The sequence below is a fragment of the Amycolatopsis sp. NPDC051903 genome, from assembly GCF_044452505.1.
Classification (GTDB): domain Bacteria; phylum Actinomycetota; class Actinomycetes; order Mycobacteriales; family Pseudonocardiaceae; genus Amycolatopsis.
Map to the genome: position 1 here is coordinate 1 of NZ_JBITBT010000019.1, position 26,304 is coordinate 26,304.

Sequence of the window (26,304 nt, forward strand, 5' to 3'; positions counted from 1 at the left end):
GTGGGATTGCTCGGGCTCCTATCAGGCCACGTCCCCGCCACCGGTCGTGCCGGTGGCGCCCGCCCGGCCGGTCGACGTATCGCTTACAAGGCACGACAGGCCCCTTGTTTTTCGGGTCAGACCGGCGGGCGAGCGCCGGAGATCATCTTGCCTGTAGTTGTTTTTCGGCACGCGCTAACCGGGAGGCCGTGATGCTGCGGATGCTGTCCCAATGTCAGCACCTGAGCAGGTGGTGGGCCTCGCCAGTCGTCGGCAGGTCAGGTGCGCACGCAGGTCTGCAGCCCGAGTGACCGCCAGCCGGGCGGACAGTCCGGCACATGGAAATCGATGCAGCAGCAGACGAGGAACCCGACCAATAGCACCAGCGCGGGTGCCGCGTAGCGCACCCACCATCGGGTGAGGCACGGGCGCGTGCCGCAACGTGGCATCTCGCCTTCCCACCTGGTTGTGCCGTGGGTGCAGGTCGGGTAGAACCACCCGGCCTTCTCGATGGGTGCGTAGACGTGTGCGCGGCTGGCCTTGGGCGTCTCGCTGGTGCGCCGGTGGGAAGTCGTCATCAGCGCACGTCGGTTCCTACGACGCGAACCATTGAACCTGCTCGTCGGCCGTCAGCGTGCGCAGTTCGACCGGTCTACGTCCGCGTTTAGGCGTGGTCACGAAGTGCCACGTCAGCGGTGTCTTGTCGCGCTGTTGCAGCTCGGTGCGGCTAGCGACCCACCGCCATCCATACCGGAACCGTGCGAGATACCGCAGTCCGGAGGCCGTCCGGTCGAAGTCGCGCACGAGAACGTCGATGCGGTGCTCAGGCTCTCTGTCGCCGCTGCTGAAGTAGCGCATGGATCCTCGTCTTGTGTCGTGCAGCTGTCGCTGGGTCTGGGCAGCCGACTGAACACCAGCGTCGGCGGCACGCGCGCCCTTACAGCCTCGACAGGTCGGAATCCAGAGTGTTTCGATGCCGGGAGCCCTCAGCCTGCGCCTGCGCGAGTCGTGTTTGCTCCCGCCGTTCCTTCAGCTGCGCCATCGCCACGCGCTGTTTCTTCGAGGAACCGCGGACGATTCCCCCGGTGCCGTACGGCTTCGTGAGGGGCTCGGCCGGGTCAGCCGGGAGAGGAGATCTCAGCCCCCAGTGCCCGATCGGCCGACCACGCGGATGAGTTCGGCCCTGCCCTCGTCGGTGAGCTGGTACCGGCCCTCTGCCTCGGCCAACCACCCCCACTGGGCGAGCCGGTCGAGCACGACGCGCACAGCTGGGGGTGGCACGTCCGCCGCGCGCGACAGCTGATCGGCTTCCCACGCATGCCCTTCCGGCGCTGCCAGCAACGCCGCACCGACGGGCACGAGCACTGGCCGACGCGGTGCCCTCATGATGACCACCTGGAGCAGCGAGTCGGAACACCCCTACAGCAAGAGACGTCGGCGAGCTGCCGGGCGGGGCGTGAGGGGTGTGTCTAGTTGCGGCCGGCCATGACCCCGCCGTCGACGTTGAGGATGGCGCCCGTGGTCCAGCTCGAGGCGGGGGAGAGGAGGAAGACGATCGCGGAGGCCAGGTCCTGCGGGGTGCCGACCCGGCCGAGCGGGTGCAGTCCGGCCATCTGCCGCAGTGTGGCGTCCCGCTGATCGGCGGGAAGCCAGTCGAAATGGGGCGTATTGGTGACGGCGGGAGCTACGGCGTTCACCCGGATGCCCTCGCCGGCGAGCTCGATGGCCAGGTTGTGGGTGAGGGCGTGCAGGCCGGCCTTGGCCATCGAGAAGGCCGACGATGGGGTCGCGGCGAGGGCCTGGTGTGCCCACATCGCACCGACGTTCACGATGGCCCCGCCTTGACCGCCGGCGACCATGCCCCGGACCACGGCCTGTGTCAGGAAGAAGGTCGCCCTGTTGAGGTCGTGATAGGAGTCGTAGTCCGCGACCTCGTGGTCCAGGAACGGCTTGAGCCGGACGAGCCCGGCCGAGTTGACAAGGAGGGTGGCGTCAGCGTGCTTCTCTACCAGTTGCTTCTGTGCCTCGATGACCTGATCCCAGTCCGTGAGGTCGGCCGCGACTGGCCACGCGCTGCCGGAGCGCGACAGGCTTGCCACAGCGTCGTCGAGTTTCCGCCCCGGGCGGCCCACGATCACCGCGCTGCCGCCCGCCGCCGTCACATCCTGCGCGGTCTTGAAGCCGATGCCACTGCTGCCGCCGACGATGACGATCTTTCGGCCCTCGAAGCTCTCACTCATGACAGTGTTCCTTTGCACGTAGGCGTTTCCACGCAGCTGGCGTTTGTCCGTATGTCTGCTACGGCAACATGGCTGGTCTTACCGCTCGCTGGCTATCGGGCCCTCGGGGAAGCCGAGGGGCGCGCTCGCCCAGACCTCGACGCCGACCTGCACTCTCGGCGTGGCGGATGATTCCGATACCGACCTGCTCACCGGCGAATGGCGTCCCGCGTGCGGCGTCGGCTTGAACGGATGCGCGTGGCCTGCAGTACCTGTGCCGCCGCCTTCTGTGGCGTGGCGCGGCGTCGGGCACCGTCCACCCCCACGCCGCAACGCACCTCTACGCCATCGCCGCTGAAGCCCACGGCATCCCCATCCGGCAGATCTCCTCACGTGGATAAGCACTTGGAGCAGCTGCGGAACCTTCGACCTGCCTAACCGGGTGCCGCTACGGTGGCGTCCATGAATGTCCCCGATCGACACGCGTCAACGCGCGGGGAACACCGTGTCGAGGGCAAGTATCGCCTGGTTGCCAACCCAGACAACATCGTGCACTTGGTCTGTTGTCGTGACGTCTCGTGGACGAAGACGTTCTGTGGCGAAGACGGTTCGATGATCAATCCGGCAGTCAGGGTCGTCTGCTCGATGTGTGTTCACGAGGCGGAGGCCATGCGTCCTGGGTGTTTCTCCGCTGCGGAGCGGGTCTGTCCTGTCGATGGGAACCGTTGTCCGGATGAGCACGAGATCAACCTGCGAATTGCTCGGGAGACTGATCCGGGCTGATAGAACTCTGCCGCCCTCCGGACGGCTGGAACACCTGGTGCTGGTTGAGTCCACACGGCGGATCATGCGTCGCCGTACAGCCGTTCTCGGGGAGCGCTGATTTGGCCGTGACGGCCTCGCACGACCATCCGAGCGTGTGAGATCCCCGACGGTACGGGGAATGGACTTTCTCCGGCACATGCCCGATGCGGCGCCGGAAGACTGGCTGGAACCCCTGAGAACGTGACATTGGTGCGGATACGGCAAGCGTTACAGGTCGGGCCTGGGAGACAGTGATCCGCCAAGGGTGTCTCGCGAACGACGACGTTTCTGAGACCCGATGCGCAGGTTACGGGCCTGCGGCAGTGAAGCTCCGCAGTAACGTTTCCCGGCTGCTCGCGCGACGTGAACACGGCAAAGCCGACACGAAGGGGAGACGTGATGCGAGCTCGCTGCCCGTGGACCCGCGCGGCCCCGTCGAGCCTTCCGCCTCATCACTCAGGCTCGACGCGGCCGCGGTCGAAAGTTGATGGCGTCGTTCACATCCACACCCGTGAAGTGACCACGGACGCCAGCTCTGGATCGACTTCTTCCACGATGGCCCGATACGGGGGGTCCTGCAGGTAAATGAACACGTACTGCTCGATCGCATACCGTGTTGCATCCCGGTCGGGGTGCTCCGCGCGGTAGGCCTCCAAGACAACCCTCAGCTGGGCGGCGACTCGATCCTTCGTGCGCGGATAGTTGTTCAGGGTCGGTTTCATGACCGGGTGCCATAGGGCGTCCGGGACAATGCTGCCGACCAGCATCACGAGCTCGCCTCCTGTGGTCATTGCGTCTTCGACCTCGCGAGCGATGCGCTCGGCCAGAAAGGGGCGGGTCTCCGGCAGGCGCATCCACATGAGGTCACCGAGCACGCCCAGGCTCCACGACATCGGCACATCAGTGACGTCACCGCGTTCGGGGAACGCTGCGTCCACCGGACTGCCCCGGCGGGCCTGGAAGGAGCGCCCACCGGGTAGGTCGACACGTCGCCAGTCACTGCTCATCACAACATCCTATCGAGATCGTTCGAGCATGGTCATGCCACGCAGTAGACCGGTGGGCATTGGTTCTGCTGCGCTTCCAGGAACTGGCGGCCCATTCCCGTGACGTCGATCATGTCGAAGACGGCGTCTTCCCAACCCTCGTTCCTTACCTGGACGCCGAAGCCCAGCAGGTCCAGCCCAATGAAACCGCGGGCCATAAACTTGGGCGGCCCCTTCTGGGGCGGCTTCCCTCGCACGTCGTAGTCGAAGTCCGCGCCGGTCAGGTAGCTGACCGCCGCCTTGCTCGTCGCTGCCTTGATGGTAGTCCGGAATTGGTGGTCACCGGCGGCGTCTTTCGTCTTGATATCGCTGACGACGTTGCCGGTTCGGTCGGCGGAGTTCAGCGCGTCCCAGAGGTCCTCGGCTTCGGTCTTGGCGACCGTTACGTCAGCGTCGTCAGCTTTGATCTTTCCTGCACGGACTGAGTCGAGCTATTCCGCCAACCGATTGAACTGCTGGGCGGCCTTTTGGTAGTGAGATATGCCCCGGGTTCTCTGGCCGGTTTGCAGCTCGTAGCGCAGGGCGTCCGCGGTCGTTCCTCGGTCGATGCCCGAATTCACTTGTGGGCGGGCGTAGTCAGCTGCCACGATCTCGCGCAGCTTGTTGTCCTTTACCGCGGGGGGTTTGGCCGGCTGTCCTGTCTGACCGGCGGCGAGCGATCAGCGCGAAGCCCTCGCCACGGCGGTGGACCGCGCGATCGACCGCTTGTGCACGGTCAGCCGGGCGCTCAAGAAGGCATTCCCGTGACGGAGACCTTCCCGACCGCTTGACCGGCACCACGCGCTGAGCTGCCCGCGGAAAGCCCGGGTGGCTCAGCTCTCGGGCAACCGGCCCGGCATCGGGCGCAGCTCCAGAGCCGCCGGAGCTGCCCGGCAGGCAGCTACGCGTGCGTCGGTGAGCGCGTCCCTTGCGGGCCGGCACGTGCGAAGGCGAGGACGCCCTGCGCGCCGCGCCGATGCGGGCCGGTGGGTGCGAGCGGGAGTTCTTTCGTCTGGTGGGGCTGGATGCCCCCGGCTCCCGCCGCGGCAGTGGGAGTCCGGCGGCAGGAGCAGGAGGCACATGAGCCCGCCCCGCGCTGCCATGGGGAGGGGCGCAGCGGGACGGGGTGGCGTGAGGCCGGCGCTGGGGTCGCCTCTCGGCGAGTGGCGCGACCCGGGGCTGGAGACTCGGCGGTCCGGGAGGGCAATGGGTGGAGCCCGGGGACACCACCGCACCGGCAATCACTTGCAGCCTGCCCGGCGCCGGATATTCCACAGTGGACGTGGCGACGTGCTCCGACTCCTCGCTCCGCCGTCACGAGAATCGAGCCCGGCCGGCGATTCCCTACCACAGTTCGCCGTCCCCGCCGGGGTCCGGCAACCGAGGAGGTAAGGTCCGGGTGATCCGCCGGTGGGGACCGGCTCGGATCGCCACGGAACCGGCGTCACCACGCGCGCTAAGGCATGCGACTGTGCCGGCCTTCCGTGGACGCGCAAAGCTCCCGAGGCCGACGACCAGGCGGATGGTGGTCGACAAGGGCCAATGCGTCGAAGAAGGGCCGCCGGGGTCCTCAGGAGTCATCGTCCATCAGCGCCGCGACCATGGGCGCATAGCGGTCGCCGCTGATCGCGTCCGGTGGGAAGCTCGCGTCCAGCTGTTTCAAATCCGCCTACGGGCGGGAGTTCATCAAGCCCCACCCCTACCAGCTTAAACAGCTGGCCGAGGCGACCGGCATGTCGATCTCGGGCACCCGCAGCTCCTACACCGTCGACGAGGTCGCCGCCGTCGCCCGCCGCATCGGCCGGCAGCCCCGCTTCCGCACCGACGAGATCGGGGAGTGAACCCCATGAACGGCAACGACATCGACGCGGCGGCCAGCGCGGCCGCGATCGCGGCCGGATGCGCCTGCAACCCGGCCTGGCCCGCGCTCGCGGTCACCCGCGACGACGGCAGCACCGAAGTTAGGTTGGGTTCATGAATCGAGACAGCACGATCGACGACTGGTTGCGGGCCAGTGGATCAAGTGATCGCGGAATTCACCTGACGTCGGACCAGTTGGCTGGCCTCACCATGGTCGTCGAGACCGACGCAGAGGTGCCGGAGTTGCCTGATGAGGTCTTGCAGGCGTGGTACATGAGGATCACCGCGCAGCGGAGAATAGTGGACCAGGCAGAGGCCGCGTTCATCCCGATGGCCCGGCGCAACGACTGGTCATGGGAGCGGATAGCTGCGGTGCTGGGACTGCCGGACGCTGACGCGGCCCAAGAACGAGGCGCAGCCCTGGCTGCGCAGTTGCATCACACCCACCCCGCCACCACGCCACAGCCGTGGAAAAGGCTTCCGGATCTGTGATCGGCCGGGCCCGCGCGGCCGTCGTCGTGCTGCTGCTCGCCCAGCGGATTACGGTCCGCTGGGTGCGGTCGCCGCAACAAGGTCAACCTGGACAGGGTGGTCACGCATCGGCCGGACATGCTCCGCGTCGCCGGGTCGCTGATCACCAACCAGGTCCGCGCCTACGACCTGCTGCGCGTGTTCGGCCGGGGACGGCCGGATGGCGCCGCCGGGGCAGGCGTTCGCCGAGTGCGGGCGCATCGACAAGACCATGCACCCGCTCGCCTTGTGCGACCCGGTGGGCGACACCTACCGGCGGCGGATGAACCGGCAGCTCACGATGCAGGAGTCGAGGCACCGGCTGGCTCGGGAGATCTGCCACGGCAAACGCGGCCAGATCATGCAGGCATACCGCGACGGGCAGGAAGACCAGCTGGCTCATGCGTCCGGCCCGACCAGCCATAAGACGCCAGCTCAACCGCCGCGACCTTCACCTGACCAGCAACAAATTCCACCACCTGATCCGGCAACTCCAGCCGGCCATGGGGGAACCGGCCATGCCGGGCGTAGAACCGCACCAACAGCCCAAACGCCAACGCGTTCGGACCCCGCTTCCCCTCCACCAACACGACCTCGTCACCGAACAAGGTCCAGTGCTCAATCTGCTCGTCCTGCTCCAAGGCACGCGGCACGCCCGGAGGCTACCGCCACCCGAAGAACCAACCCTGACCAGCCCACTCGCCACGGATGGCGGCTCGTGACACCGTCCTTAACGACAGGCCTAGCTAGGGCTGGCTCTCCTGTTCTCCCCTCAGGTGGCACCCGGTGGCCAGCGTACCGGCCTCGACCGCGCGCAAGACCCGCGGTTCGGGCTCGGCGAGCTCTGGAAGGTGGCCTGTTTGACCAATCGGGCCTTGCGGCGGACCTCTACCAGCTGCCGCGGTGGTCGGGGACCAGCAGCATTAGCGGAAGTACGGCGATCATGAGTCCGGCGAAGGTGAGCAGGATGTGTGCTTGTGCGAGCCCGGCGTCGCTGCTTCGCGCGATCACGGCGGTGGCCACGGAAATCGAGATGATCGCGCCGGCCTGGCGGAACATGCCGCGTAGTCCGGCGATCGCGGCGACCTTTTCCGGCGCGAGTTGGAGGCTCGCGTTGTTCGAGGCGGGCACCGACATGCCCATGCCGATCCCGCTCACCGCGGCCGCGATGCTGAGCCAGAGATAGGGCGGAAGCCCGCGCGGCACCACGTACATCGCTGCCAGGCCGACTGCCGTGATGAGAAACCCGACCAGCATCGGCAGCCGGTGTCCGGTGCGGCGCAGGGCGAGCACCGCGAGCGCGGCGACGCAGATGCTCCCGATAGCTCGTGCGGTGAGCAGTGTGCCGGCCTCCAGCGATTTGATATGGAACCGGTCCTCGGCGTAGAGCGGGACCAGCGCGCCGAACCCGAGGGCGGCCGCGCCGTAGCAGAGATTGATCAGGTTCATCACCCCGAACCCGCGGCCGCGCACGAGTTCGAACGGGATGAACGGCGCCGGGTGCCGCTTCGCGTGCCGGACGAAGCAGACCAGCGCGACGACCGCGATCCCTTCACAAGCCAGGAAAACCGGGCTGAGCAACGACGTGTCGCCGCTACCCAGATAGGTGATGCCGAACATGCTGGTGATCACGAGCAGGCCCAGCAGCGCGATCCCGGAGAAGTCGACCCGGCCGCTCTCGCGCGGTTGGCTCGCAGGCAGGAACCGCACCGCGAGAGCGATCAGCACGAGCCCGATCGGCACGTTGACCAGGAAGATCCCCGGCCACGACCAGAACGCGGTGAACACGCCGCCCACGATCGGCCCGACGATCCCGCCGATCGGGAAGATGCTGGTGAACATGCCGAGCGCCCGATCCCGCCCGTGCCCGAAGTTGTCGGCGACGATCCCGGTCGCGGCCGGCATGAACGCGCCGCCGCCGATCGCCTGTATCGCGCGCAGCACCACGAGCAGGTAGATGTCGGTCGCGAACCCGCAGGCGAGCGATGCGCCGGTGAAAAGGACCGCCGCGCTGACGAAGACCTTCTTGCGGCCGAACTGCTCGCTGATCCGGCCCGCGACGGGCATCATCAGCACCTGGCCGAGCGCATAGACGGTGATCGTCCAGCCGCTCCAGTTCACCGGAGCGTCGAGTTCGTACTGAATGGCCGGCAGCGCTGTCGCCACGATCGTCTGGTCCACGGCGGCCATGAAGAGGGCCACCGACACGATGCAGAAGATCAGTCGCCGGCGAGGGTGGGGCGCGAATGCCGGGCTCGAGCTAGTGGTGTACGACTCCACATCGGAACCCGCCATGACTGGGAAGAATAGTTGCTTGCCGATAGGCAATCAATACGCTGGAGGTGTGATGGACGTCGAGGACGTGTCCCGCCTGCGGGCGGTGATCTTCAGACTGGCCCGGCAGCTCAACGCGACCGCGACCGCGGAGGGACTGACGCCGACGCAGACCTCCGTGCTCGGACTGGTGGCCTTCCGCGGCCCACTGGCGCTCGCCGAGCTGACCGAACTGGAGGGCGTCAACCCGACGATGCTGTCGCGGGTGGTGCGCAAGCTGGACGAGGACGGCCTGATCCGGCGGCTGCCAGACCCCACCGACCTGCGCGCGGCGCGGGTCGAGATCACCCCGGCCGGCGCACTGGTGAGCGACCGGATCCGGCGCCTGCGCACCCAGGCCGTCTCGGACTGCCTCGAACGCATGCCGGACCGGCACAGCAAGGAACTGCTAGCCGCGCTGCCCGCGCTCGAAGCCCTCGAAGAAAAACTGAAGTCAGCGCGCACGCCCTGACCCCATCTGCCGGGATCTACATCGATGACGTCGAACTCGAGCATTTCAGTGCGGTGATCGCTGACGTGATGCCGGGACTCGGGTTGCGAATATCGGACTAGCGAGTCGTGGCGAGGGCGATCCACGCGCGGCGCCGCGGTCCTGCTGCCTCCTGCGGCCCTCGCGCCAGTTCGGCGGGTAAGAAATGTCGCAGCTAAGGGATTTCTCGTAACTGGTGTTGTGGTTGATGGGGCTGGTGTTGCGGGTAGGTCGGTGAGGGCGATGTTGTGGAGGTGGGCGATGCCGGAAACGGTGTCCTTGAGCGTGCTGGCGGCGCGCCGGTAGTCACGCAGGATTTTCCAGCACTTCATCTGCGCCAGCCCGTGCTCGACGCGGGCACGGATCTTGCTGTGGCCGGCGTTGAGCTCTTCTCCGGTGATGGTGTGGACGCCGCAGCAAACGGGTCGTTTCTCGGACTTCGCGGTCAACGACCCCCTGTACGCGCTGTTCCACGTGATCGCGCACGTGGGGCTTCGCCGTGGCGAGGCGTGCGGGCAACGCCGCGCGGACACCTACCTCGATGCGGGCATGCTCGAGGTGGCGAATCAGATCGTGTAGTACGGCTGGGAGACCGGTGAGTCAGCGCCGAAGACCACGTCGTCGGAAGGCATGGTCGCACTGGATGCCGGCACGGTCATCGTTCTGCGGGCACACCTCGCCGCCCAGGATGAGGCCCGCGCCCGGCTCGGCTCCGGCTGGGTCGAGAGCGGCCTGGTATTCACCCGGGCCGACGGCAGCCCTCTGCATCCCGCCGACGTCACCGCCTGGTTCCAAGAGCTAACCCGCCGCGCCGGGCTTCCGCCGATTCGCTTGCACGATCTGCGCCATACCGCCGCGACTCTGGCGCTCGCTGCGGGTGCGGACATGAAGGTCGTGCAGAACATGCTGAGGCATTCCTCGATCACCACGACCGCCGACATCTACACCACCGTGCTGCCAGAAGTCGCCCTCGCCGCCGCTGAGGCCACCGCCAAGATCATCCCCCGGACGGCGGCCCGACTGCTCGGGCACGACTCGGGCACGCCACCGGCCATTGTGGACAGTGCGCAAACGGAAGAATCTCTTCCAGATAACACAAATCCCCAGGCCGATGATGTTTCCGACCTGGGGAGTGAGGGTGCGCCATCAGGGACTCGAACCCCGAACCCGCTGGTTAAGAGAACGCGTTTTGGGGTGTCGGGTGGTGTCGAGTGATGTCGGACAAGACCTTTTCGGCTGGTCATCGGCCATCACTTGTGTCGGACTATACCGCGTGCTGTCGGCGGGTACGAGACTTCTCGGGCACTTCTCGGGCACGTCCGTGCCGGATTCTGCCGGGCTGTTCGTGTAGGTCGATCGTGGTTCGTCGTGTGGGCGGCGGGGTGGGGTGGTTGCTGTGTTGAGCCCGAGCGAGGGACGTGATCCGGTGCTGTCGTCGGTCACGCTGATCGTGGGGATCATCGTGGCGTTGACCTTCCTCTTCGGGTTCGGGAACGTGTTCTCCTTGGCTCTTCGGCTGGGGGTGCCGGTCTGGGTCGCTCCGCTGGTGGCGCCTGCGGTGGATCTGTCGGTGGTCGGGCTGCTGCTCGCCATTCGGTACTTGTCGTTGCGGGGCGCTCCGGCTGAGGTGATCCGGCCGGCTCGGCGGCTGCTGCTGGCGTCGAGTGTGGTGACGTTGGCGTTGAACGTGGCGGAGCCGTTGATCGGTGGTGAGGTGGGGAAGGCGTTGTTCGATGCGGTGGGTCCGTTGTTGCTGATCGGCTGGGCGGAGGTGGGACCGGTCCTTCTGCAGGCGCTGGCCGCTGCATCAGGCGCCGGGCGTCCGGCTGGTGTCACCCAAGCCGCCGATTCGGGCAGCACGTTCGCGGAGCTGCCAGAGGGCGCGGACGTGGATGCGGAGTTGCTGGAGCGGGCGCGGTGTGAGGATCGGCGGCATCGTGAGTTGTATCAGCGCCCGATCTCTGCTGAGAATCTCCGGAAGACGCTTGGTGTGGGCGCCGAGCGATCGCGGATACTCGCAAGGCTCGTGCGTGCAGAGCGCCGCATCTCCGCATAGCGGATCAGGCTACGCCCGGTTTCGATGTGCGACAGTGCGGAGACGGCTGGTTGCGGGCGGTCGTAGGAGTCCGGACGACCAGCCGATCTGCGAGTGCTCAGCCGGAGGCGGTCGGCTTGTGGTGCTTGCTCTCGGAGACGGCGCGCTCGAACTCATTGTCGGGTGAGATCGGTGGTGAGTCAGTCCCAGGCGTCGAGGGTGTCGCCGACGTTCGGTGCGTTCCGGGCCAGAGTGGTGCGCCAGTCGAGAACCCCGCGGTGCTGGAGATGACCGACGACGACGATGCGCGCGACGCCGAGTTCGTCGGCGGTCTGCTCGATCCAAGGAGCGTTGATGCGTGCCGGCACATCGGGAAAACCGTTCGGGAAGACCCAGCCCGAAGCTTCCCGGTCCGCGTCTGCTTCCTGAGCGGATTCACGGCCTTGGTGGTCGTCCAGGTTCTCGGCGATGATGTGCTCGGCATCGGCGTGCTCGAGGAGGATGTGCGCGATCTCGTGAAGCAGGGTGAAGAGCACCTTGTCCAAGCGCTTGCCGCGGCCCGAAAGGCCGATGACGGGATAGCCGTCGACGAACATGGCACACCCGTCGATTTTCCCGCCGGGAAGCATTTCGACGTAAACCAGGCGCACGCCAGCCTCAGCCAGAAGGGCAGGTAGGCCAGCGAATTCTTCAGGTGTCCGGAGGCGCTGGGACAACGTGCCGGCGAGCCTCCGCAGCCTCGTGGCCGAGTAGCTCCCAGCCGGAGGGTGCCTGCGTGCTTCCTTACGGACGCAGGCAATCCACGCGCGTTGGAGGACGCTCATCTCCTCGCCGTTGTTGCCACGCCTGGCCGCCGCGGCGAAGGCGGGCTCGTCCCGCAGGGACTTGAGCTCGAACAGTTCCATCACCTCGGCTTCGAGGTCGTCGAGGTTCGTGCTCTGGAGGATCTTGCGTTTACGTAGCAGCTGGATGGGCGCCTTGCCGTTGAGGACGGCCCGGCGACGCACTTCTTCGAGCTTTTCCTGCGTGGCCGTGTCTTTCGCCTGCTCGGAAAAGAAGTACTGATTTTGGAGGTTGAGCCAGAATTCGGGCGATTGTTCGAAAGCGGCGCCGATCTGAGCGGCCGACTCCCTCGTGATCTCCTTCTTGCCGGTCACGATCTCGGACACGAACTGAGTCGGCCGGTCCAGGACGGCGGCGAAGTCCGCCTGGGACCACTCCCGGGCCTCGAGCTCTTCGCCGAGCAGCTCGCCGGCCGGCCGGTGGAAGTCCGGGATCGGGTCGTTTTCCACGATGCTCATCGGTGGGTGTCCGTCCCTGGGGTCACGAGCTCGAAGGCCACGGCGCCCCGGCTGTCGGAGGTCTTGAACGTGAGGTCGATTACGCGGCCCGACTTCAACGTGGCCTGCGCCCGGCTCGGGTCGCCCGACTCGTCGGGCCGGATCCGCAGCATGCGCATGTTCCGCAAATCGGTGTCGACGAGCGCTGCTCGTGTGCACTGAACGAGCTTGCGGAAGTCCAGGATCTCCTGCGTACTCCAGCCCGTCGGCTGGAATCCGGTTTCCGTGGCGAGGCGGCGCAGGTCCTCATCCAGGTACTCCCGTTCCACGCGTCTGGTCCCCATCACCCGTCGGCTGATGACGCAATTACGTCCCGATGCTATACGACCGGTGACCGCGCGGGGGCTGCTTGTCACCCGGTTGTGTCTTGATAGCTCGTCATCACCCATAAGGTGATCGTCAGCGTGCTACCGTTGGACTAGGCCTCTCGACCAGACGGGGCACGACGTTAGGAGGGCCGCCATGGCTGCGGCAGATGCTCGGGAAGGCGACACCAAGGGCGGCAAGCCGACCCCGGCGGGGCACCTGGTCGTCACGGTGTACGACGAGGACGCCGGCGGGCCGCCGTTCACCGTCGAAGGCGGGCCGGGCGAAAAGGTCTCCAAGATGGTCGCGGCCGTCTACGCCGAGCTGAAGCGCGAGCCGAAGCCCGACGACCGGCTGACCTGTCTGGCCACCGGTGAGGACGTCCGCCAGTACGGCGACCTGCACCTGCGCGACTACGCGTCCGGCAAGTGCCGCGACCTCGTCTGGACCTTCGTCCGGGACACGGGTGGCGCCCGTGCCTGAGCCGGCCCCGGTCGACCCCGAGGTCGCGGCCGCGCTGCTGCGGTCGCACCTGGAGGACTTCTTCGAGAACTCCCCGCGCGTGCGCGGCGGGGCCGGCTGGAGCTGCGTGATCACCGAGAACCCGCTGATCGCGATCGTGGGGATACCTGCTCGGATGCCTGACAGCTACACCCTGCGCCTGGACGGCCGCTGCTACGACACCTGGCCGGTCTCGGCCACGTTCGTTGAGGCGCACGGCGGCGGGTGGCGCCGTGCCCGCTTCGGCTCGCCGGCGTTTCCGCTCCTGCGCGGGTCCCCGGGGGCACCGCCCGGCGACGGTGTCGGGTTTCAGCTCGCCCTGCACGACGAGTACCCGTTTCCCGGTGAGAGTCCGGACCAGCTGATCTGCTTCTCCTACAACCTCGGCTACTACACGTCGAACCACGCCCCCGCGGAACACCAGAAGTGGCGTCCGGGCGAGGACCGGGTCGATGCGACCCTGAGCCGGATCCACGCGGCCCTCACCAGCGCGGCGTACCTCGGCCCGTCGGGCGCTGCAGGTGCGCCATGAGCGTCGAGATCCGCGTTCCGGAAGCTCTGTGGCAATCCGTGCTCGACTTGTTCGCGCAGCACGACCCGAGCGTCGAGCGCGTCGCGTACCTCGACGGGTTCCGCGTCGACGAGACCGGGTACCCCGGCACATCGCCGGACGACCGGGTGTACGTCGCGGTGACCGTCGTCGTCCCCGACGCCGTCCTCCGGCCCCGAAACTACGCCGTGCCGGCCGAGGCGGTCAGCGCCGCCGGGCGCCATCTGCGCACCGGGCGGATGACCCGGGTCGCGCAAGTCCACTCGCACGGCGACGACTTCGTCGACCATTCCCCGACCGACGACGAGCGTGCCTACAACCAGCGGACCGGTGCCGTGTCCGTCGTGGTCCCGTTCCACGGCCGCACCCGGCCCGGCCTGGCCGAGTGCGGCGTTCACGTCCGGGCGGAAGCCGGCTGGCGGCGCGTCCGGTTCGAGTCCGTCATCAGAATCATCCCCTCGGTCCTCGACCTCAGGAGCACGAAATGGGTGCCGACGCCGGAAGCCGCGCCGAGTGGCGGCATCTTCTCCCGATTCCGGGCCTGGACGAAGACCGCGTGGACGCGTCGAGTCCGCTCAAGGTCGTCGTAGCCGTCGGTCCCGGCCTCGCCGACCGGCAGGCCGTTCAGCACCTGACCTGGCTGCTGGTCACCCTGCTCACGCGGTCCACCAAGTGGGTCGTCGCGGCCGTCGGCATCAGCTCAGACGACGCACCGCTCCGCGATGGCGTCGATCCCGGACACCCGGATGGCGGTCTGTCCCTCCTCGACGCGCTCAAGGCCACCGCGGATGCGTTCGGGCCCGAGGCCGCCCCGGTCGTCGACGCGGACGAGCTCCCGGGCGCCGACCTCGTCCTGCAGATCGGCGGTCCGGCGGCCCGCGCCTGGCCCGATGCCGAGGTCCTGCACGTGTCCGCGGCCGGCTGGACCGGCGCGGTGACGCCGGCCGCCGCCGGGGTGCCGCCGCTCGGCATGGTCGGCGAGAACCCCTTCGGGCCGTACGTCGCCGCCTGCCTCGCCGCCTGCCAGGTGTACCTGCAGGCCCGCGTTCGTGATTACCGCATCCAGGCTGTCGTGCTGAACGCGTGGACGCTCACCGAGTCCACTGCCGGCCCCGGCGAGCCGGGGGCGGAGCTGGACCACGTGCTCGCGGGCGTCGGGGCGGTCGGGACCGCACTCCTGTTCACGCTATGGGCCTACCCGGAGGTGTCCGGCACGATCCGCGCAGCCGACGCCGACATCGATGGCATCGACGACACGAACCTGAGCAGGTGCGTGCCGTTCCGCTGGACCGATCTCCACCGCCCGAAGGCGGTCGTTGCGGCAGACCGGCTGAGCGGGCGGCACGGCCTGGTCATCGAAGGCATCTTCGGAACCGCCGAGAACCTGGTCGAGCCCCGGAGCCACCTCATCAGCGCCGTCGACACCCCCGAGGCCCGGCAGGCGCTGCAGGACAAGTACCCGGCGTCCGCGGTCCAGGCGGCCACGTCCGGGCTGAGGCTCGAGATGTTGAGGGTCGACCCGACGACCGGTACCGCGTGCCTGCGGTGCTTCAACCCGCCGCGCGCGGTGACCCCGGACAGCGAGATTCGGGCCCGTATCGCGAACATGGACGAGAACGTCGTCGCCGCGCACGCCGCGGCCGTCGGCGCCGACCCGGATCAGGTGCGGGAATGGGGTCGTGCCGGCGGCTGCGGCCGGATCGGTGGTGCGCTCCTCGATCGCCTGCGTCCCTCCGACGGCCGAGACGCACAGTTCTCCGTCGGCTTCATGTCGGTCCTCGCCGGGGTGCTGCTGGCCGCGCAGGTGCTCAAGGACGCGGTAGCGCGTGCCGGCGACCCGGAGCGCATAACAGTGAGCGTTCCGCTGGCCGGCGAGAATGCTCGGTTCGTGACCAACTTGCTTGCGCCCGCGAGCGCGCTCGCCGGGGTCCGGCGTTATAGCCGGGACGGCGAATGCCCAGCCTGTCAGGGAATCCGCGCAGAGGTGTGGGCGAATCGCTGGACCGGCTGACGCAGGCTCCGAAGGGGCGATACACCTGCGGCAGACCGTCGATGCGGCGCAGAACTGCCAACGCCACCGTCGGTCCCGGCGAGCTGGGGCTCAGGCCCCCGTCGCGGGTTCGTCGCTCGATACCTCGAGCACCATGGTCTTCGAGGTGAAGGGCCGGAACCCGGTCGGGAACGTGGACTCCAAGAGACCGTCGCCGTCCCGTGGGGCCGTGACGACGATCCCCGGAAGGGCTTCGGGGTCGAGCGGGTTCGTTGCCCAGGGGTTGAGGAACAAAGTCAGCCCTTCGGCGAAGGTTTCTTGCTCGCCGTCACGTTCGCCCACGACGTAGGCGAACTTGGCGGGGCCGGCGGACTTCGGCGTGTAGTCGTAGCAGGTGCCGATGCGCACGAGTTTGGTCTCGTTGTTACCGAGGCCCTGTTCGACACCGATGCGGTTGAGCTTTCCGATGGTGTGGGAGTTGCTGAACAGCACACCGGCGAGGGGGGCGGCTTCGGGCCGCTTGAACAAGCCGCTCGGAAGCGGTTTTGGCCTCGCCGACCAGCGGTGCTCAGTCAGCTCATGCTGGCTGACGGCGAGATTACCGGCTTCGTCGTGGCTGAAGGTCTGGTCCAAGCCGTAGAGATAGCGGGCCAGCAGGCCGTCGGGGTGGATCTGAGCGTGTTCGCTGTGGAAAGGCGCCGGCCGCGATCACGAAGGGAACGCCCTCGAGGTGTGGCAATTGCCAGTGGGTGCTGCCCTTCTCGGCGTCGATGTCCTTGAAGCACGTTCCATTGGGCGGACCGTGTTGCTGAATCGAGTTCGGCCGGCTGTGAAGCTGCGAGCCGGCGACCCTCGTCTGCCGTGACAATCTGAAACAGCCAAGCCGGAGGAAGTCAATGAAGACGACAGCGGCGATTCTGTGGGAGCAGGGCGGCCCGTGGAGTGTCGAGGAGATCGACCTCGACCCGCCGAAGGCCGGTGAGGTCCTGGTCGAGCTGGGCGGCAGCGGGCTGTGCCATTCCGATGAGCACGTGGTTACCGGTGACCTGCCGTGGCCGACGCCGCTCGTCGGCGGGCATGAAGGTGCCGGCACGGTCGTCGACGTCGGGCCTGGGGTCAGCGACCTGCGGCCGGGTGACCGGGTGGTCTTCGGCTTCATCCCGGCCTGCGGGCGGTGCGTGGCGTGCTCCTCGGGCATGCAGAACCTGTGCGAACTGGGTGCTCACCTTGCCGAGGGGCAGCAGCTGTCCGACCACACCGCTCGTCACCACGCGCGCGGCCAGGACCTTGGTGTGATGCTCCTGCTGGGCACCTTCGCCCGGCACACCGTGGTGAACGAAGCGAACTGCATCAGGCTCGACGAGGACGTGCCTCTGGACCGGGCCTGTCTGCTGGGCTGCGGCGTGGTGACCGGCTGGGGCTCAGCGGTCTACGCGGGCGGGGTGAAGGCTGGTGACACTGCGGTCGTCGTCGGTGTCGGCGGTATCGGCATCCACGCCGTGCAGGGTGCTGCACTCGCCGGAGCGGAGCACCTCGTGGCGGTGGATCCCGTCGAGTTCAAGCGGCGCCAAGCCCTCGAGTTCGGCGCCACACACGTGGTGGCGAACAGTGAGGAAGCGCTTGAATTGGTCGCCGCCCTCACCCGGGGGCGCGGCGCCCAGGTCGTGATCAACACGATGGGTGTCGGCACCGGCGACCAGATCGCCAAGAGCCTGGCGATGACTGGAAAGCGGGGCACGGTCGTGGTGACGAACCTGCACCGCGCCGCGGAGACCACCGTGTCGATGAGCGCTCTCGACCTGGTGCTGTACGAGAAGCGCGTCGTGGGCTCGACCTTCGGCAGCGCGAACCCGCGCCGGGACATTCCCCGATTGCTGCAGCTGTACCGCAGCGGGCGGCTGAAGCTCGACGAGGTGGTCACCCGTACCTACAAGCTCGAGGACATCAACACCGGCTACGCGGACATGCGGGCGGGCAAGAACCTCCGCGGCGTGCTGTCGTTCTGAAATCCCTGCGCCCCACGGTTCCGGTGGACGGGCGGCACCCCGTTCGCCGGAACCTGGGATCCGTGGGCCGAATGTCTCGCTGGTGATGACGTAATCCGGATGCCCAGTCCGCGAGCGGTTGCGCCTGCTTGCGGTGGAACGCCGGGACGAGCGCTCCGCAACTGGAGAATCGTGGTAGAGGGTGCCGGGATCGCCCCCGGCCTGTTGGCGGTCGAGTTCAGTGGTGCGTCGCCATCTCCTGTGCGTACCAATACCGAGGTCGACGCTGCCGGCGCGTACGCCGCTCTGCGGCAGGGCCCGGCGGCCGAAGGTGATCGCCAGGGCCAACCCCTTAGCTGGCCGCGAGTACGAGCGTGCGCGGAAGCCACTTAGAACTTGGGCGTGAAGGGGGACGCCGCATCAGCCTCTGCCGAGCGTCGTGGACGGAACTGCGGCGCCAGTAGCCGGATGTGGCCTTGACACCTAAGTTACAAATGATAACTTACAATTTGTAATTTAGGTGGAGAGGTGGTGAGCCCGGTGGGGCGAGTGCTGATCGTGGGTGGCTACGGCCTGGTCGGAGGCTGGGTGGCGCGGCACTTACGCGCCGCGGGCCACGACTTGGAGCTGGTTCTGGGCGGACGGAGGCCCCAGGCGGGAGAACGGCTGGCGCAGGAGCTGGACGCGAAGGTTGCGCGCGTCGACGTCGGGGACACGGCGGGCTCACTTGCGGCGATCGGTCCGGCCGACCTGGTGGTTTCGGCTGTGCAGGACCCGCACGACGACGTATTGCGAGCCGCCCTGCGGGCCGGGGCGGCTCACATCGGCATCGTGCGCAAGGTTGACAACGTGGGAGCTACGGCCCTCACCGCGGCCGCGCTCGCACAGAAGCCTGCTTTGCTGCTCGGGCACTGGCAAGCCGGTGTCACCACCTACGCGGCGCTGATGGCCGCCCGCCGGTTCAGGCACGTCGAGCGGATCGAGCTGGCCGCGCTGTTCGATCCGGCCGATGCATCAGGGCCCATGACGTCGGACGACCGGAGCGCGTTCTTCACCCCGGCGCTTCTCCGGCGCGGAGGATGCTGGGAGCGGGTGGAACAGGCAGCCAGCCTGCGCACCGTCGACCGGCGAGCTCAGGAGTCCTTCACGGCTCAGCCCATGGGCGTGCTCGACGTCGCCGGCCTCGCCGCGGTCACCGGAGCCCCTGACGTCCGGTTCGACATCGGCACCGGCGAGTCGGCAGGGACCGCGGGCGGCGGCGCGACGTCCCATGACATCTACGCGGATCTGCGCGGGACCGGGCACGACGGGCGGCCGGCCGCAACGCGGTTCGTCGTGAGCGATCCCCTCGGCCAGGCGCACCTGACGGCACTCGGCGTGCTGATCGGCGTCGAACGGATCTTGGCTCTCGACGGGAGTGAACCGCTCGGTCCCGGTATCCACCTGCCGGAGCGCGTGATCGACGCCGAACGCGCGATCGAGCGCCTGCGCTCCTTCGGAGTGCGCGCCGAGCACCAGCCGTACCCGTCGGTACCCGAACGACAGGAGTGACCATGCGCCGCCACCTCACCGGCCTCGACCACTGCACCGTCCTGGTGCCCGACCTGCCTGCTGCGAGCGCCACCTTCACCCGGCTCGGCTTCACGGTATCGCCGTTGGGGCGGCACAGCCCCGACATGGGTACCGCCAACCATGCCGTGACGCTGACCGGCAACTACTTCGAACTGCTCGGCGTGCTCACCGAGACCGAGTTCAACAAGGAGATTCGCGACGCATTGAGCATGCGGCAGGGCGTCGCGGGCGTGGCCCTGCGTGCGGATGACACCGCAGCTGCCGTGGCTGAGCTCCGTGCGGCGGGATTGGCTGCGACCGACCCGCATGCGGTCCGCCGGAACGTCGGATTGCCCAGCGGGGCACACGTCGAAGCCGAGTTCACCATCGCTTTCTTCCCGGAGATCGGGCCGCCGTACCTGCAGCTGTTCTGCAGTCAGGCCCTGACTCCGCAGTATGTCTGGATCCCTGAGCTGATGGAGCATCCGAACACCGCGCACCGGATCGAGTGGCTGGGAGTCGTCGCCGGTGGCCAAGACCTCGGCATCAACACGGCCTTCGGTGATGTGTCGGTGGTCGAGCTGGCCCTGGGCGAGTACGTGGAAGCGGACCGGCTGGGTTCCACCGTGTTGTCGCTGAGCGTGGGTGACCTGTCCGCCGCGGAAAAGTGTCTGCGGGAGGGGGGCGTCCCCTACCGGTCGCTCCAGGACGGTTTGGTCGTGCCGGCGCAGTACGCGTGCGGTGTTGTGCTGGAAATGCGCGAAGGAGAGGGTCGATGACCAACGGCGACTACAAGCTGCGTGAGGTCGGCGGGCGGACGCTGCGGCCGGAAACCCTGATGATGGGCTACGGCTACTCGCCCGAGCTGTCGGAGGGGGCGTTGAAACCGCCTGTGTTCCTGACCTCGACGTTCGTGTTCGGTTCGGCGCAGCAGGGCAAGGACTTCTTCGACATCACCGCCGGCCGGCGCGAGGCGCGCCCGGGCGAAGAAGCGGGACTGGTGTATTCGCGGTTCAACAACCCGAACTTCGAGATCTTGGAGGACCGGCTCGCGGTCTGGGATGAGGCCGAGCGCGGCGCGGTCTTCTCCTCCGGCATGGCCGCCATCGCCACCACCCTGTTGAGCTTTCTCGGCCCCGGTGAGGTCGTGCTGCACTCCCGCCCGCTCTACGGCGGCACGGAAACCCTGGTGCGCAACACGCTCGAGGGGTTGGGCATCCGCTCGGCCGGCTTCACCGACGGACTCGACCGGGACAACGTCACCGCCGCCGCGGAGGAGGCGATGCGCCTCGGCACGGTCGGTGTGGTCTTCGTCGAGACGCCGGCAAACCCGACCAGCGGCCTCGTCGACCTGCGGCTGATGGCCGAGGTCGCGGACGCCATCGGTGCCCGCCAGGGCCGACGGCCCGTTGTGGTGTGTGACAACACGTTGCTGGGCCCGATGTTCCAGCAGCCGTTGCTGCACGGCGCCGACCTGGCTGTGTACTCGCTGACCAAGTACGCGGGCGGGCACAGCGACCTGGTCGCCGGCGGTTTGACCGGCAGTGCCGAACTGGTCGGCCGCGTGGCGCGAACGCGCGGCGCGATCGGCACGCAGCTGGACCCCAACTCGTGCTGGATGCTGTTGCGCTCGTTGGAGACCCTGCAGGTGCGGGCCGAGCGCGCGTGCGGCAACGCGCGGCGCCTCGCGGATTTCCTCGCCAAACACAAGAAGGTCGCCAGGGTCGACTTCCTCGGTCTCCTCGAAGCCGGCGACCCAGCCCGTGCGGTGTTCGACCGCCAGGCGACGGCGCCGGGCTCGACGTTCTCCTTCTATGTCGAGGGTGGGGAACCTGCTGCCTTCGCGTTCATCGACCGGCTGAGGATCTGCAAGCTCGCCGTCAGCCTCGGCGGTACGGAGACACTGGTCTGCCACCCAGCGTCCACCACGCACTCGGGCGTGCCGGTGGAGCTGCGCGAAGAGATCGGGCTGACGGACTCACTCGTGCGCATCTCCGTCGGAATCGAGGATGCCGATGACCTGATCGCCGACCTGGCGCAGGCATTGGGCTGATGGACGCACTGCTTGCCCACGACATCCTCGGAACCGCGCTGGCCGACCCGCTGATCATCATTCAGGGGCTCGGCGACCAGCTGACCAAATGGGACGACGGGTTCCCGCAAGCCCTGGTGGCACGCGGGTTCCGGGTGATCCGGTGCGACAACCGCGACGTCGGGCTCTCACCTCGCTGTCCCGGTGGTTACTCGCTCGCTGACATGGCAGGGGACACGATCGCTCTGCTAGACCACGTGGGCGTTGCCCGCGCCCACGTGGTCGGTGTCTCATTGGGCGGCATGGTGGCGCAACTTGTCGCCGCGGAGCACCCATCGCGTGTCCTGTCGCTGACCTCGATCATGTCTTCCACTGGCAACCCCGCACTGTCCCCGCCGAACACCGAGGTGCTGACCGCGCTGACCGCTCCCGCCCCCGATCCGGCGGACGAAGACGCCTTTGCGGCGCACGCCCGGCGGCTGGCGCGCATGATGGGCAGCCCGGCTTATCCAGACGACGAGGTCACGCTTCGGGCGACGCTGCTGGCGGCCGCCCGGTGGGCGCACGATCCCGCCGGCGTCACACGGCAGCTGGCTGCTGCCGTCAGCGACGGCGACCGGCGTGAACGGCTGGCAAGGATCACTGCGCCGGTACTCGTCGTGCACGGGAGGGACGACCCGCTGTTCGCCCTGGACCACGCCCGTGACACCGCAGCGTCGGTCCGCGGAGCACAGCTCCTGGAGCTGCCGGGTATGGGACACAACCTGCCGCGTGCACTCTACGCTACCGTCGCGGACGCTATCGCCGCACTCAGGGCCTCACCGCACCGATGATGATCCGCGTGATCGACGCGACGGCGACCCGGCTGTCCAGCCGGGAGGAAATGACCTCGCGTGACAGGGTTTCCGCCGCGCCGACCACTCCGAGCAGCAGCGGCTTCCCCTCGGTGTCCGGCAGGTCCACGAATCGTTGCACGGCCTTCAGGAACGTATCGGCGTAGCGCTCCCGCCCGGCGCGCAGGATCTCCTCCATGTCCGGCGTCGTGGCGAGCGCGGCCGTGATGGGCCCGAATTCGCTGCCGATGTGGAGCACACAGCCTACGTAAAACTGCGCGAGAAGCTCTGCAGCCTCGGCCAGCGACCCCGCCCGCGCCTCCAAAGACGCCTGGGCGGCTTCGGTTTGCTGCTGGTCGATGCGGTGGTAGAGAGCCTTCAGCAGTCCTGTCCGAGTCTCGAAGTGCCCATAGGCGATGGGCCTGCTCACACCGGCCTCCTCTGCCACGCGGGCGAGGGTCAGAGCGTCCGCCCCCTCCACCCGGACGATCGCGGCGGCGGTGTCGAGTAGCTGATCCTGCCGCTGTTCGCGAGACAGCCTGCGTCCGGCCACGTCGATCCCTTCACCTGTAAGTTACAGATCGTATCTTAGCGATCGTAGCGGGCAGCTGCGCTGCTGCCAGCCCCTCGGCCATCGGCCGCCGCGACGGTGCGTGACAGTTCCATTGGGTGGACCGGGCAGCTGAATCGGGCTCGAGTGGCTGTGAGGCTGTGACCATGGCATACAGCGCTCGGCCAGCGCACTCGACACCATTGCAGAACCCTGTGAAGCCGGTCGCGGAGCTGCCCGGCGAAGGTCACGGTGTCCGTCCGCCACGACCCCGAGGGGCCACGGTGCTGATCGTCGTGCTGTCCGGAGTGCTTTTCGCGCCGTTGGTGACGTTGGAAGTTGTCTTCCGCCTGCCGTTCGTCGCTTCGACGTTCGCCAGCATCGCCGCCATCGCGTTCCACGATGTTGCCCGCTATGGGCGTGAATGGAGTCGCATCTTCCTCTGCTACCTCGCAACCTTCGCGTTCGCGATCTCGCTGTCTCTGGGCGCCGCGGCAGTATCCGTTCCTTCGGTTGTCCCTGCAACGATCACGGCCGTGCTCGTACTCGCCAGCTCGGCAGGACGTGCCTATCCTCCACTGGCCTGTGTCTCGTTCGCGGTGGCTCCGAATGGTTCGGTTCTGTCGATCGCGGCCGACTGGGCGGTCGCGGCCGCCGCCGCGGTCTACCTTTTGGCTGCTCTGCGACCTCTCGTCGGCCTCGTGACCCGGATCCACGCGGATTCGCCGAATTCGGCTTTCGGCTGCGCGAAACGCTGCTCGCCTAGGTCCAGTCGATGACTTCGTCGAGCAGGTTCGGGTAGTGCTGCTCGAGCTTGGCGACGTAGTCGGTGAGGTGCTCGTGCATGAGCCGCTCGGCGTCTTCTGCGTCGCCGCGGCGGACGGCCTTCTCGATCAACTCGTGCGGAGGCGTGACGTTGGCGGAGACGTCTTTGCGGACGCGTTCCATGCTCGACTTGTCGGAGAAGATGTCGCGCAGGGCTTGGGCTACGAGCAGGAGGATCGGGTCTCCCGACAGCCGCGCGATGCCGACGTGGACGTCGCCGTCCTGCAGCGCGAGGCTGCCCTCTTCATCAAGGTCGCCTCGGGCGACGCGTTCCGCCGCGAGCCGGGCCATGAACGGCTCCAGCCGCATGCGCGTGGCCATCAGGTCCCGGAGGGTGAGCTGCAGGAGGTGGAAGTAGAGCGAGGAGGAGTTGGCGAACTGGTAGCTGGCGACCGCGTTGACGATCGCCCCGCCGCCGGGGCCGGTCTTGAGCGAAATGACGCCGTACATCTCGAGGATCCGCAGCGCTTCCCGCAGCGTCGGGCGGCTGACGGGATACCGCTTGAGGAGTTCGGCTTCGGACGGGAGGCGGGTCAACCCGTCGACGGTGATGTCACGCACGACCTGACCGGCTACGACGCGTGCCGTCTTCTGACCCACCGACCTCACTCCGTTACCGTACTCGGTCGACGGCTCCGGACGCTGCGGGACCGGCTGTGCGGACTCCGGCCGGTCCCGCGGCGCGGTCATCGGCGCGGTTCGAGTTCGACGGCGCCCACCGGAGCAGGCTGGCGGCTGGTGCGCTTGCTGACGGCGGTCAGCCCGACGATGAGGGCGAGGATCGCACCCGCCAGGCCGAAGACGAAGACCGTGGTGAACGCGCTCCAGCTCGGTGACTGGCCGGCGTCCGCCGCGTCGGTGGACAGGATGCTGGCCGCGACCTGCGCGCCGGAAGTGGAGCCGATCGCCTTCACCACGAAGTTCATCCCGCTGAACGCACCCACCCGGTCGGCCGGGACCGCGGCGACCACGAGGTTCATCGCCTGGGCGATGGCCATCCCGGAACCGAGTCCGGCGCACAGCATCGACACGGCGGTCAGGGCGACGCTCCCGCCGGACTGTGTCGCGCACAGGAAGCCGACGATGAGGATGGCCGGCCCGAAGACCGTGGCGATGCGGGTGCCCGCGACGCGCTCGATCCAGGAGACGACCGGCGCCGCGGTGCCGATCAGCACCCCGGGCACCAGGATGAAGCTGGTCATCGTTCCGGACGCGCCCAGGCCATATCCGGTCGAGGTGGGTTGCTGGACCTGCATCGGAACCGAAACGAAAAAGAGGTTGATGGCGAGTCCCGCCACGATCATCAGCACCGATGCCGCGATGACCTGCCTGCTGCCCAGGATCCGGACGTCGACCAGGGGCTCGCTGATCTTCAGCTCGGCGAAGACGAAGGCGATGAGCAACACCAGGGCCAGCCCGACGAGGCCGAGGAACCCGGTGGAGGTCCACCCCCACTCGGGGGCGTAGGTCAGCGCGACCAGGAAAAGCGCGAGTGCCGCGCCGAAAAGCGCCGCCCCGACGAAGTCGATGCGGGTGGAAGCTCCCGCCACCGGCGGGCAGGAGGGGATGAGCCGCCACGACAGGATGATCATCGCGACGAGCACGATGAACGGGAACCAGAACAGCCAGCTGAAGTGGAGCTTGTCCGCGATCGGGCCGGCGACGAGCATGGCCAGCGCAGTGCACGCGTAAATCGTGCCGACCATGATGCCGTTGCCGGTCTTGAGCCGCTGCTCGGTCTGGGTTTCCCGCATGATCCCGACCGCGAGCGGCACGGTGCTTAAACCGAAGCCCTGCAGCAGCTGGCCGACGATCAGCATCGGCATGGAGATCGACAGGGCTGAGACGAGCGTGCCGAGCCCCACGATCGAGAGCACGGCGAGCAGGACCTTGCGCTTGTCGAAGATGTCGCCCAGGCGGCCGACGAGCGGGGTGACGATCGGCCCGGTCAGCAGGACGCCGGTGATCACCCAGGCGATCTCGGCGCGGGTGGCGCCCAGTTCCTGCTGCACGATGGGCAAGGCCGGGGACGCCATGGACTCGATGGCCTTGTAGGTGCCGACGGCGCCCACGGCCAGCGCGAGGATGACCCCGGATCGGGCCCGTGCCGGTGAAGGGGAGGGTTGGGCTGCGGATTGCATGCGACTCCTTTGTCGACGGCTGCCGCTGAGGGCATGGGGAGGGGACCGGGCGCACCGGATGCCTGAGCGATCGTCAGGAGCGAATCGGCTGCGTGGTCGAGAGAGCGAAACTGTCGCCGGCGGGCACGCTCGGCACGGGTTCCCGCCTGGCGGTGAGGGACGGGCGACCGGTCACGTCGCGCCTCCTTCGCCGTCGAAGGTCAGGACAAGTCTGCGTCCGGCCGGGGTGCCGCACCAGCCGTGCGCTGCGATGAAATTCATTCAAATAGATTGCTCGTTTGCTTGTCAACCCCGTGGCCGACGTCGCCCGGGTGCGAGCCATGGTTGACAAGTCGAGGCGAAATCTATTTAGATAGTTTAGAGCGACGCGGCGCCACTTCGAGGTACCGGAAATCCGCCGGGCGTCCCTCCGGAGGCCCCTCAGTGCGCCGGTGAACGACTACTTCATGACTTCCCGCAGCGTCG

Annotated in this window: 30 protein-coding genes and 3 pseudogenes; 19 read left to right on the forward strand and 14 right to left on the reverse strand. The window is 67.8% G+C overall.

Going from position 1 to position 26,304, the window contains the following annotated elements; all coding sequences use genetic code 11:
• Positions 1-257: 257 nt before the first annotated feature.
• The 5 genes from ACIA77_RS31055 to ACIA77_RS31075 all read right to left on the reverse strand — a co-directional run bounded on the left by ACIA77_RS31055 (position 258) and on the right by ACIA77_RS31075 (position 4,009).
• Positions 258-557, reverse strand: a complete 300-nt coding sequence (locus tag ACIA77_RS31055) for a hypothetical protein (protein WP_395889560.1) — start codon at positions 555-557, stop codon at positions 258-260.
• A 16-nt stretch (positions 558-573) separates the two neighbouring features.
• On the reverse strand, positions 574-837 hold the full coding sequence (locus ACIA77_RS31060) for a hypothetical protein (RefSeq protein ID WP_395889561.1): 264 nt from the start codon (positions 835-837) through the stop codon (positions 574-576).
• 279 nt (positions 838-1,116) lie between these two features.
• Entirely contained in the window at positions 1,117-1,365 is a 249-nt protein-coding gene (locus tag ACIA77_RS31065; protein ID WP_395889562.1) for a hypothetical protein, read from the reverse strand.
• 83 nt (positions 1,366-1,448) lie between these two features.
• The gene (locus ACIA77_RS31070; protein ID WP_395889563.1) at positions 1,449-2,219 is read right to left on the reverse strand and encodes an SDR family NAD(P)-dependent oxidoreductase; all 771 of its coding nucleotides are present in this window, start codon (positions 2,217-2,219) and stop codon (positions 1,449-1,451) included.
• 1,280 nt (positions 2,220-3,499) lie between these two features.
• Positions 3,500-4,009, reverse strand: a complete 510-nt coding sequence (locus ACIA77_RS31075) for a hypothetical protein (RefSeq protein ID WP_395889564.1) — start codon at positions 4,007-4,009, stop codon at positions 3,500-3,502.
• Between the two features lie 59 nt (positions 4,010-4,068).
• On the opposite strand from ACIA77_RS31075, the gene ACIA77_RS31080 reads away from it, so the two are divergent.
• The 5 genes and pseudogenes from ACIA77_RS31080 to ACIA77_RS31100 all read left to right on the forward strand — a co-directional run.
• The gene (locus ACIA77_RS31080; RefSeq protein WP_395889565.1) at positions 4,069-4,473 is read left to right on the forward strand and encodes a hypothetical protein; all 405 of its coding nucleotides are present in this window, start codon (positions 4,069-4,071) and stop codon (positions 4,471-4,473) included.
• A gap of 229 nt (positions 4,474-4,702) precedes the next feature.
• A pseudogene (locus tag ACIA77_RS31085) lies at positions 4,703-4,818 on the forward strand (OsmC family peroxiredoxin); the annotation flags it as partial.
• 1,055 nt (positions 4,819-5,873) lie between these two features.
• Positions 5,874-6,005 (forward strand): hypothetical protein, encoded by a 132-nt coding sequence (locus tag ACIA77_RS31090; RefSeq protein WP_395889566.1) that lies wholly within the window; start codon positions 5,874-5,876, stop codon positions 6,003-6,005.
• Positions 6,002-6,379 (forward strand): hypothetical protein, encoded by a 378-nt coding sequence (locus ACIA77_RS31095; protein ID WP_395889567.1) that lies wholly within the window; start codon positions 6,002-6,004, stop codon positions 6,377-6,379. The genes ACIA77_RS31090 and ACIA77_RS31095 overlap by 4 nt, the downstream gene beginning before the upstream one ends.
• A gap of 43 nt (positions 6,380-6,422) precedes the next feature.
• Positions 6,423-6,794, forward strand: a pseudogene (locus ACIA77_RS31100) (Tn3 family transposase); the annotation flags it as partial.
• On the opposite strand, the gene ACIA77_RS31105 reads toward ACIA77_RS31100, so the two are convergent.
• Together ACIA77_RS31105 and ACIA77_RS31110 are read right to left on the reverse strand one after the other, a co-directional pair.
• Positions 6,757-7,050: a DUF4158 domain-containing protein gene (locus ACIA77_RS31105; RefSeq protein ID WP_395889568.1), complete on the reverse strand. Its 294-nt coding sequence runs from the start codon at positions 7,048-7,050 to the stop codon at positions 6,757-6,759. The pseudogene ACIA77_RS31100 and the gene ACIA77_RS31105 sit on opposite strands and share 38 nt — an antisense overlap.
• A 235-nt stretch (positions 7,051-7,285) precedes the next feature.
• On the reverse strand, positions 7,286-8,605 hold the full coding sequence (locus ACIA77_RS31110) for an MFS transporter (RefSeq protein WP_395889569.1): 1,320 nt from the start codon (positions 8,603-8,605) through the stop codon (positions 7,286-7,288).
• A 139-nt stretch (positions 8,606-8,744) separates the two neighbouring features.
• Between ACIA77_RS31110 and ACIA77_RS31115 the strand changes: the two genes are divergently transcribed.
• Positions 8,745-9,182 carry a MarR family winged helix-turn-helix transcriptional regulator gene (locus tag ACIA77_RS31115; RefSeq protein ID WP_395889570.1) on the forward strand — a complete coding sequence of 146 codons (438 nt, stop codon included), beginning with the start codon at positions 8,745-8,747 and terminating at the stop codon, positions 9,180-9,182.
• 251 nt (positions 9,183-9,433) lie between these two features.
• Here the strand turns inward: ACIA77_RS31115 and ACIA77_RS31120 are convergent.
• Positions 9,434-9,592 (reverse strand): annotated as a pseudogene (locus ACIA77_RS31120) (IS5/IS1182 family transposase); the annotation flags it as partial.
• Here ACIA77_RS31120 and ACIA77_RS31125 point away from each other — a divergent pair.
• From ACIA77_RS31125 to ACIA77_RS31135, 3 genes are all read left to right on the forward strand, one after another.
• Entirely contained in the window at positions 9,582-9,779 is a 198-nt protein-coding gene (locus ACIA77_RS31125) for a hypothetical protein (RefSeq protein ID WP_395889571.1), read from the forward strand. The pseudogene ACIA77_RS31120 and the gene ACIA77_RS31125 sit on opposite strands and share 11 nt — an antisense overlap.
• Before the next feature lie 51 nt (positions 9,780-9,830).
• Entirely contained in the window at positions 9,831-10,415 is a 585-nt protein-coding gene (locus ACIA77_RS31130) for a tyrosine-type recombinase/integrase (RefSeq protein WP_395889572.1), read from the forward strand.
• Positions 10,416-10,596: 181 nt separating this feature from the next.
• Complete coding sequence (locus ACIA77_RS31135; protein WP_395889573.1) at positions 10,597-11,256, forward strand: hypothetical protein; 660 nt, start codon at positions 10,597-10,599, stop codon at positions 11,254-11,256.
• A gap of 179 nt (positions 11,257-11,435) precedes the next feature.
• Here ACIA77_RS31135 and ACIA77_RS31140 read toward each other — a convergent pair whose 3' ends face one another.
• Together ACIA77_RS31140 and ACIA77_RS31145 are read right to left on the reverse strand one after the other, a co-directional pair.
• Positions 11,436-12,536 carry a hypothetical protein gene (locus ACIA77_RS31140; protein ID WP_395889574.1) on the reverse strand — a complete coding sequence of 367 codons (1,101 nt, stop codon included), beginning with the start codon at positions 12,534-12,536 and terminating at the stop codon, positions 11,436-11,438.
• The gene (locus ACIA77_RS31145; protein WP_395889575.1) at positions 12,533-12,859 is read right to left on the reverse strand and encodes a hypothetical protein; all 327 of its coding nucleotides are present in this window, start codon (positions 12,857-12,859) and stop codon (positions 12,533-12,535) included. Before ACIA77_RS31145 ends, ACIA77_RS31140 begins: the two co-directional genes overlap by 4 nt.
• 178 nt (positions 12,860-13,037) lie before the next feature.
• On the opposite strand from ACIA77_RS31145, the gene ACIA77_RS31150 reads away from it, so the two are divergent.
• From ACIA77_RS31150 to ACIA77_RS31165, 4 genes are read left to right on the forward strand one after another with little or no spacing between them, the layout of a single operon-like run.
• Positions 13,038-13,364 carry a hypothetical protein gene (locus ACIA77_RS31150; RefSeq protein WP_395889576.1) on the forward strand — a complete coding sequence of 109 codons (327 nt, stop codon included), beginning with the start codon at positions 13,038-13,040 and terminating at the stop codon, positions 13,362-13,364.
• A complete protein-coding gene (locus ACIA77_RS31155) occupies positions 13,357-13,914 on the forward strand; it encodes a hypothetical protein (protein ID WP_395889577.1) in 558 nt (185 codons plus the stop codon). Before ACIA77_RS31150 ends, ACIA77_RS31155 begins: the two co-directional genes overlap by 8 nt.
• On the forward strand, positions 13,911-14,522 hold the full coding sequence (locus ACIA77_RS31160; RefSeq protein WP_395889578.1) for a hypothetical protein: 612 nt from the start codon (positions 13,911-13,913) through the stop codon (positions 14,520-14,522). Before ACIA77_RS31155 ends, ACIA77_RS31160 begins: the two co-directional genes overlap by 4 nt.
• Positions 14,417-15,943, forward strand: coding sequence for a ThiF family adenylyltransferase (locus tag ACIA77_RS31165; protein ID WP_395889579.1), 1,527 nt, complete (start codon positions 14,417-14,419; stop codon positions 15,941-15,943). Before ACIA77_RS31160 ends, ACIA77_RS31165 begins: the two co-directional genes overlap by 106 nt.
• A gap of 90 nt (positions 15,944-16,033) precedes the next feature.
• Here ACIA77_RS31165 and ACIA77_RS31170 read toward each other — a convergent pair whose 3' ends face one another.
• The gene (locus tag ACIA77_RS31170) at positions 16,034-16,555 is read right to left on the reverse strand and encodes a hypothetical protein (RefSeq protein ID WP_395889580.1); all 522 of its coding nucleotides are present in this window, start codon (positions 16,553-16,555) and stop codon (positions 16,034-16,036) included.
• 263 nt (positions 16,556-16,818) lie between these two features.
• Between ACIA77_RS31170 and ACIA77_RS31175 the strand changes: the two genes are divergently transcribed.
• The 5 genes from ACIA77_RS31175 (at position 16,819) to ACIA77_RS31195 (ending at position 22,323) form a co-directional block, all read left to right on the forward strand.
• Positions 16,819-17,928 (forward strand): NDMA-dependent alcohol dehydrogenase, encoded by a 1,110-nt coding sequence (locus ACIA77_RS31175; protein WP_395889581.1) that lies wholly within the window; start codon positions 16,819-16,821, stop codon positions 17,926-17,928.
• Between the two features lie 510 nt (positions 17,929-18,438).
• Entirely contained in the window at positions 18,439-19,458 is a 1,020-nt protein-coding gene (locus ACIA77_RS31180; RefSeq protein ID WP_395889582.1) for a saccharopine dehydrogenase NADP-binding domain-containing protein, read from the forward strand.
• 2 nt (positions 19,459-19,460) lie between these two features.
• Positions 19,461-20,237 carry a VOC family protein gene (locus tag ACIA77_RS31185; protein WP_395889583.1) on the forward strand — a complete coding sequence of 259 codons (777 nt, stop codon included), beginning with the start codon at positions 19,461-19,463 and terminating at the stop codon, positions 20,235-20,237.
• Complete coding sequence (locus tag ACIA77_RS31190) at positions 20,234-21,511, forward strand: cystathionine gamma-synthase family protein (protein WP_395889584.1); 1,278 nt, start codon at positions 20,234-20,236, stop codon at positions 21,509-21,511. Before ACIA77_RS31185 ends, ACIA77_RS31190 begins: the two co-directional genes overlap by 4 nt.
• Positions 21,511-22,323, forward strand: a complete 813-nt coding sequence (locus ACIA77_RS31195; protein WP_395889585.1) for an alpha/beta fold hydrolase — start codon at positions 21,511-21,513, stop codon at positions 22,321-22,323. The genes ACIA77_RS31190 and ACIA77_RS31195 overlap by 1 nt, the downstream gene beginning before the upstream one ends.
• Here the strand turns inward: ACIA77_RS31195 and ACIA77_RS31200 are convergent.
• Positions 22,301-22,876, reverse strand: a complete 576-nt coding sequence (locus tag ACIA77_RS31200; protein ID WP_395889586.1) for a TetR/AcrR family transcriptional regulator — start codon at positions 22,874-22,876, stop codon at positions 22,301-22,303. The genes ACIA77_RS31195 and ACIA77_RS31200 overlap by 23 nt on opposite strands.
• Before the next feature lie 281 nt (positions 22,877-23,157).
• Here ACIA77_RS31200 and ACIA77_RS31205 point away from each other — a divergent pair, with 281 nt between their 5' ends.
• Positions 23,158-23,652, forward strand: a complete 495-nt coding sequence (locus ACIA77_RS31205) for a hypothetical protein (RefSeq protein WP_395889588.1) — start codon at positions 23,158-23,160, stop codon at positions 23,650-23,652.
• Here the strand turns inward: ACIA77_RS31205 and ACIA77_RS31210 are convergent.
• Positions 23,636-24,298, reverse strand: coding sequence for a FadR/GntR family transcriptional regulator (locus tag ACIA77_RS31210; RefSeq protein ID WP_395889589.1), 663 nt, complete (start codon positions 24,296-24,298; stop codon positions 23,636-23,638). The two genes, ACIA77_RS31205 and ACIA77_RS31210, sit on opposite strands and share 17 nt — an antisense overlap.
• Positions 24,299-24,384: 86 nt before the next feature.
• Positions 24,385-25,839, reverse strand: coding sequence for an MFS transporter (locus ACIA77_RS31215; protein WP_395889590.1), 1,455 nt, complete (start codon positions 25,837-25,839; stop codon positions 24,385-24,387).
• Between the last annotated feature and the right edge of the window lie 465 nt (positions 25,840-26,304).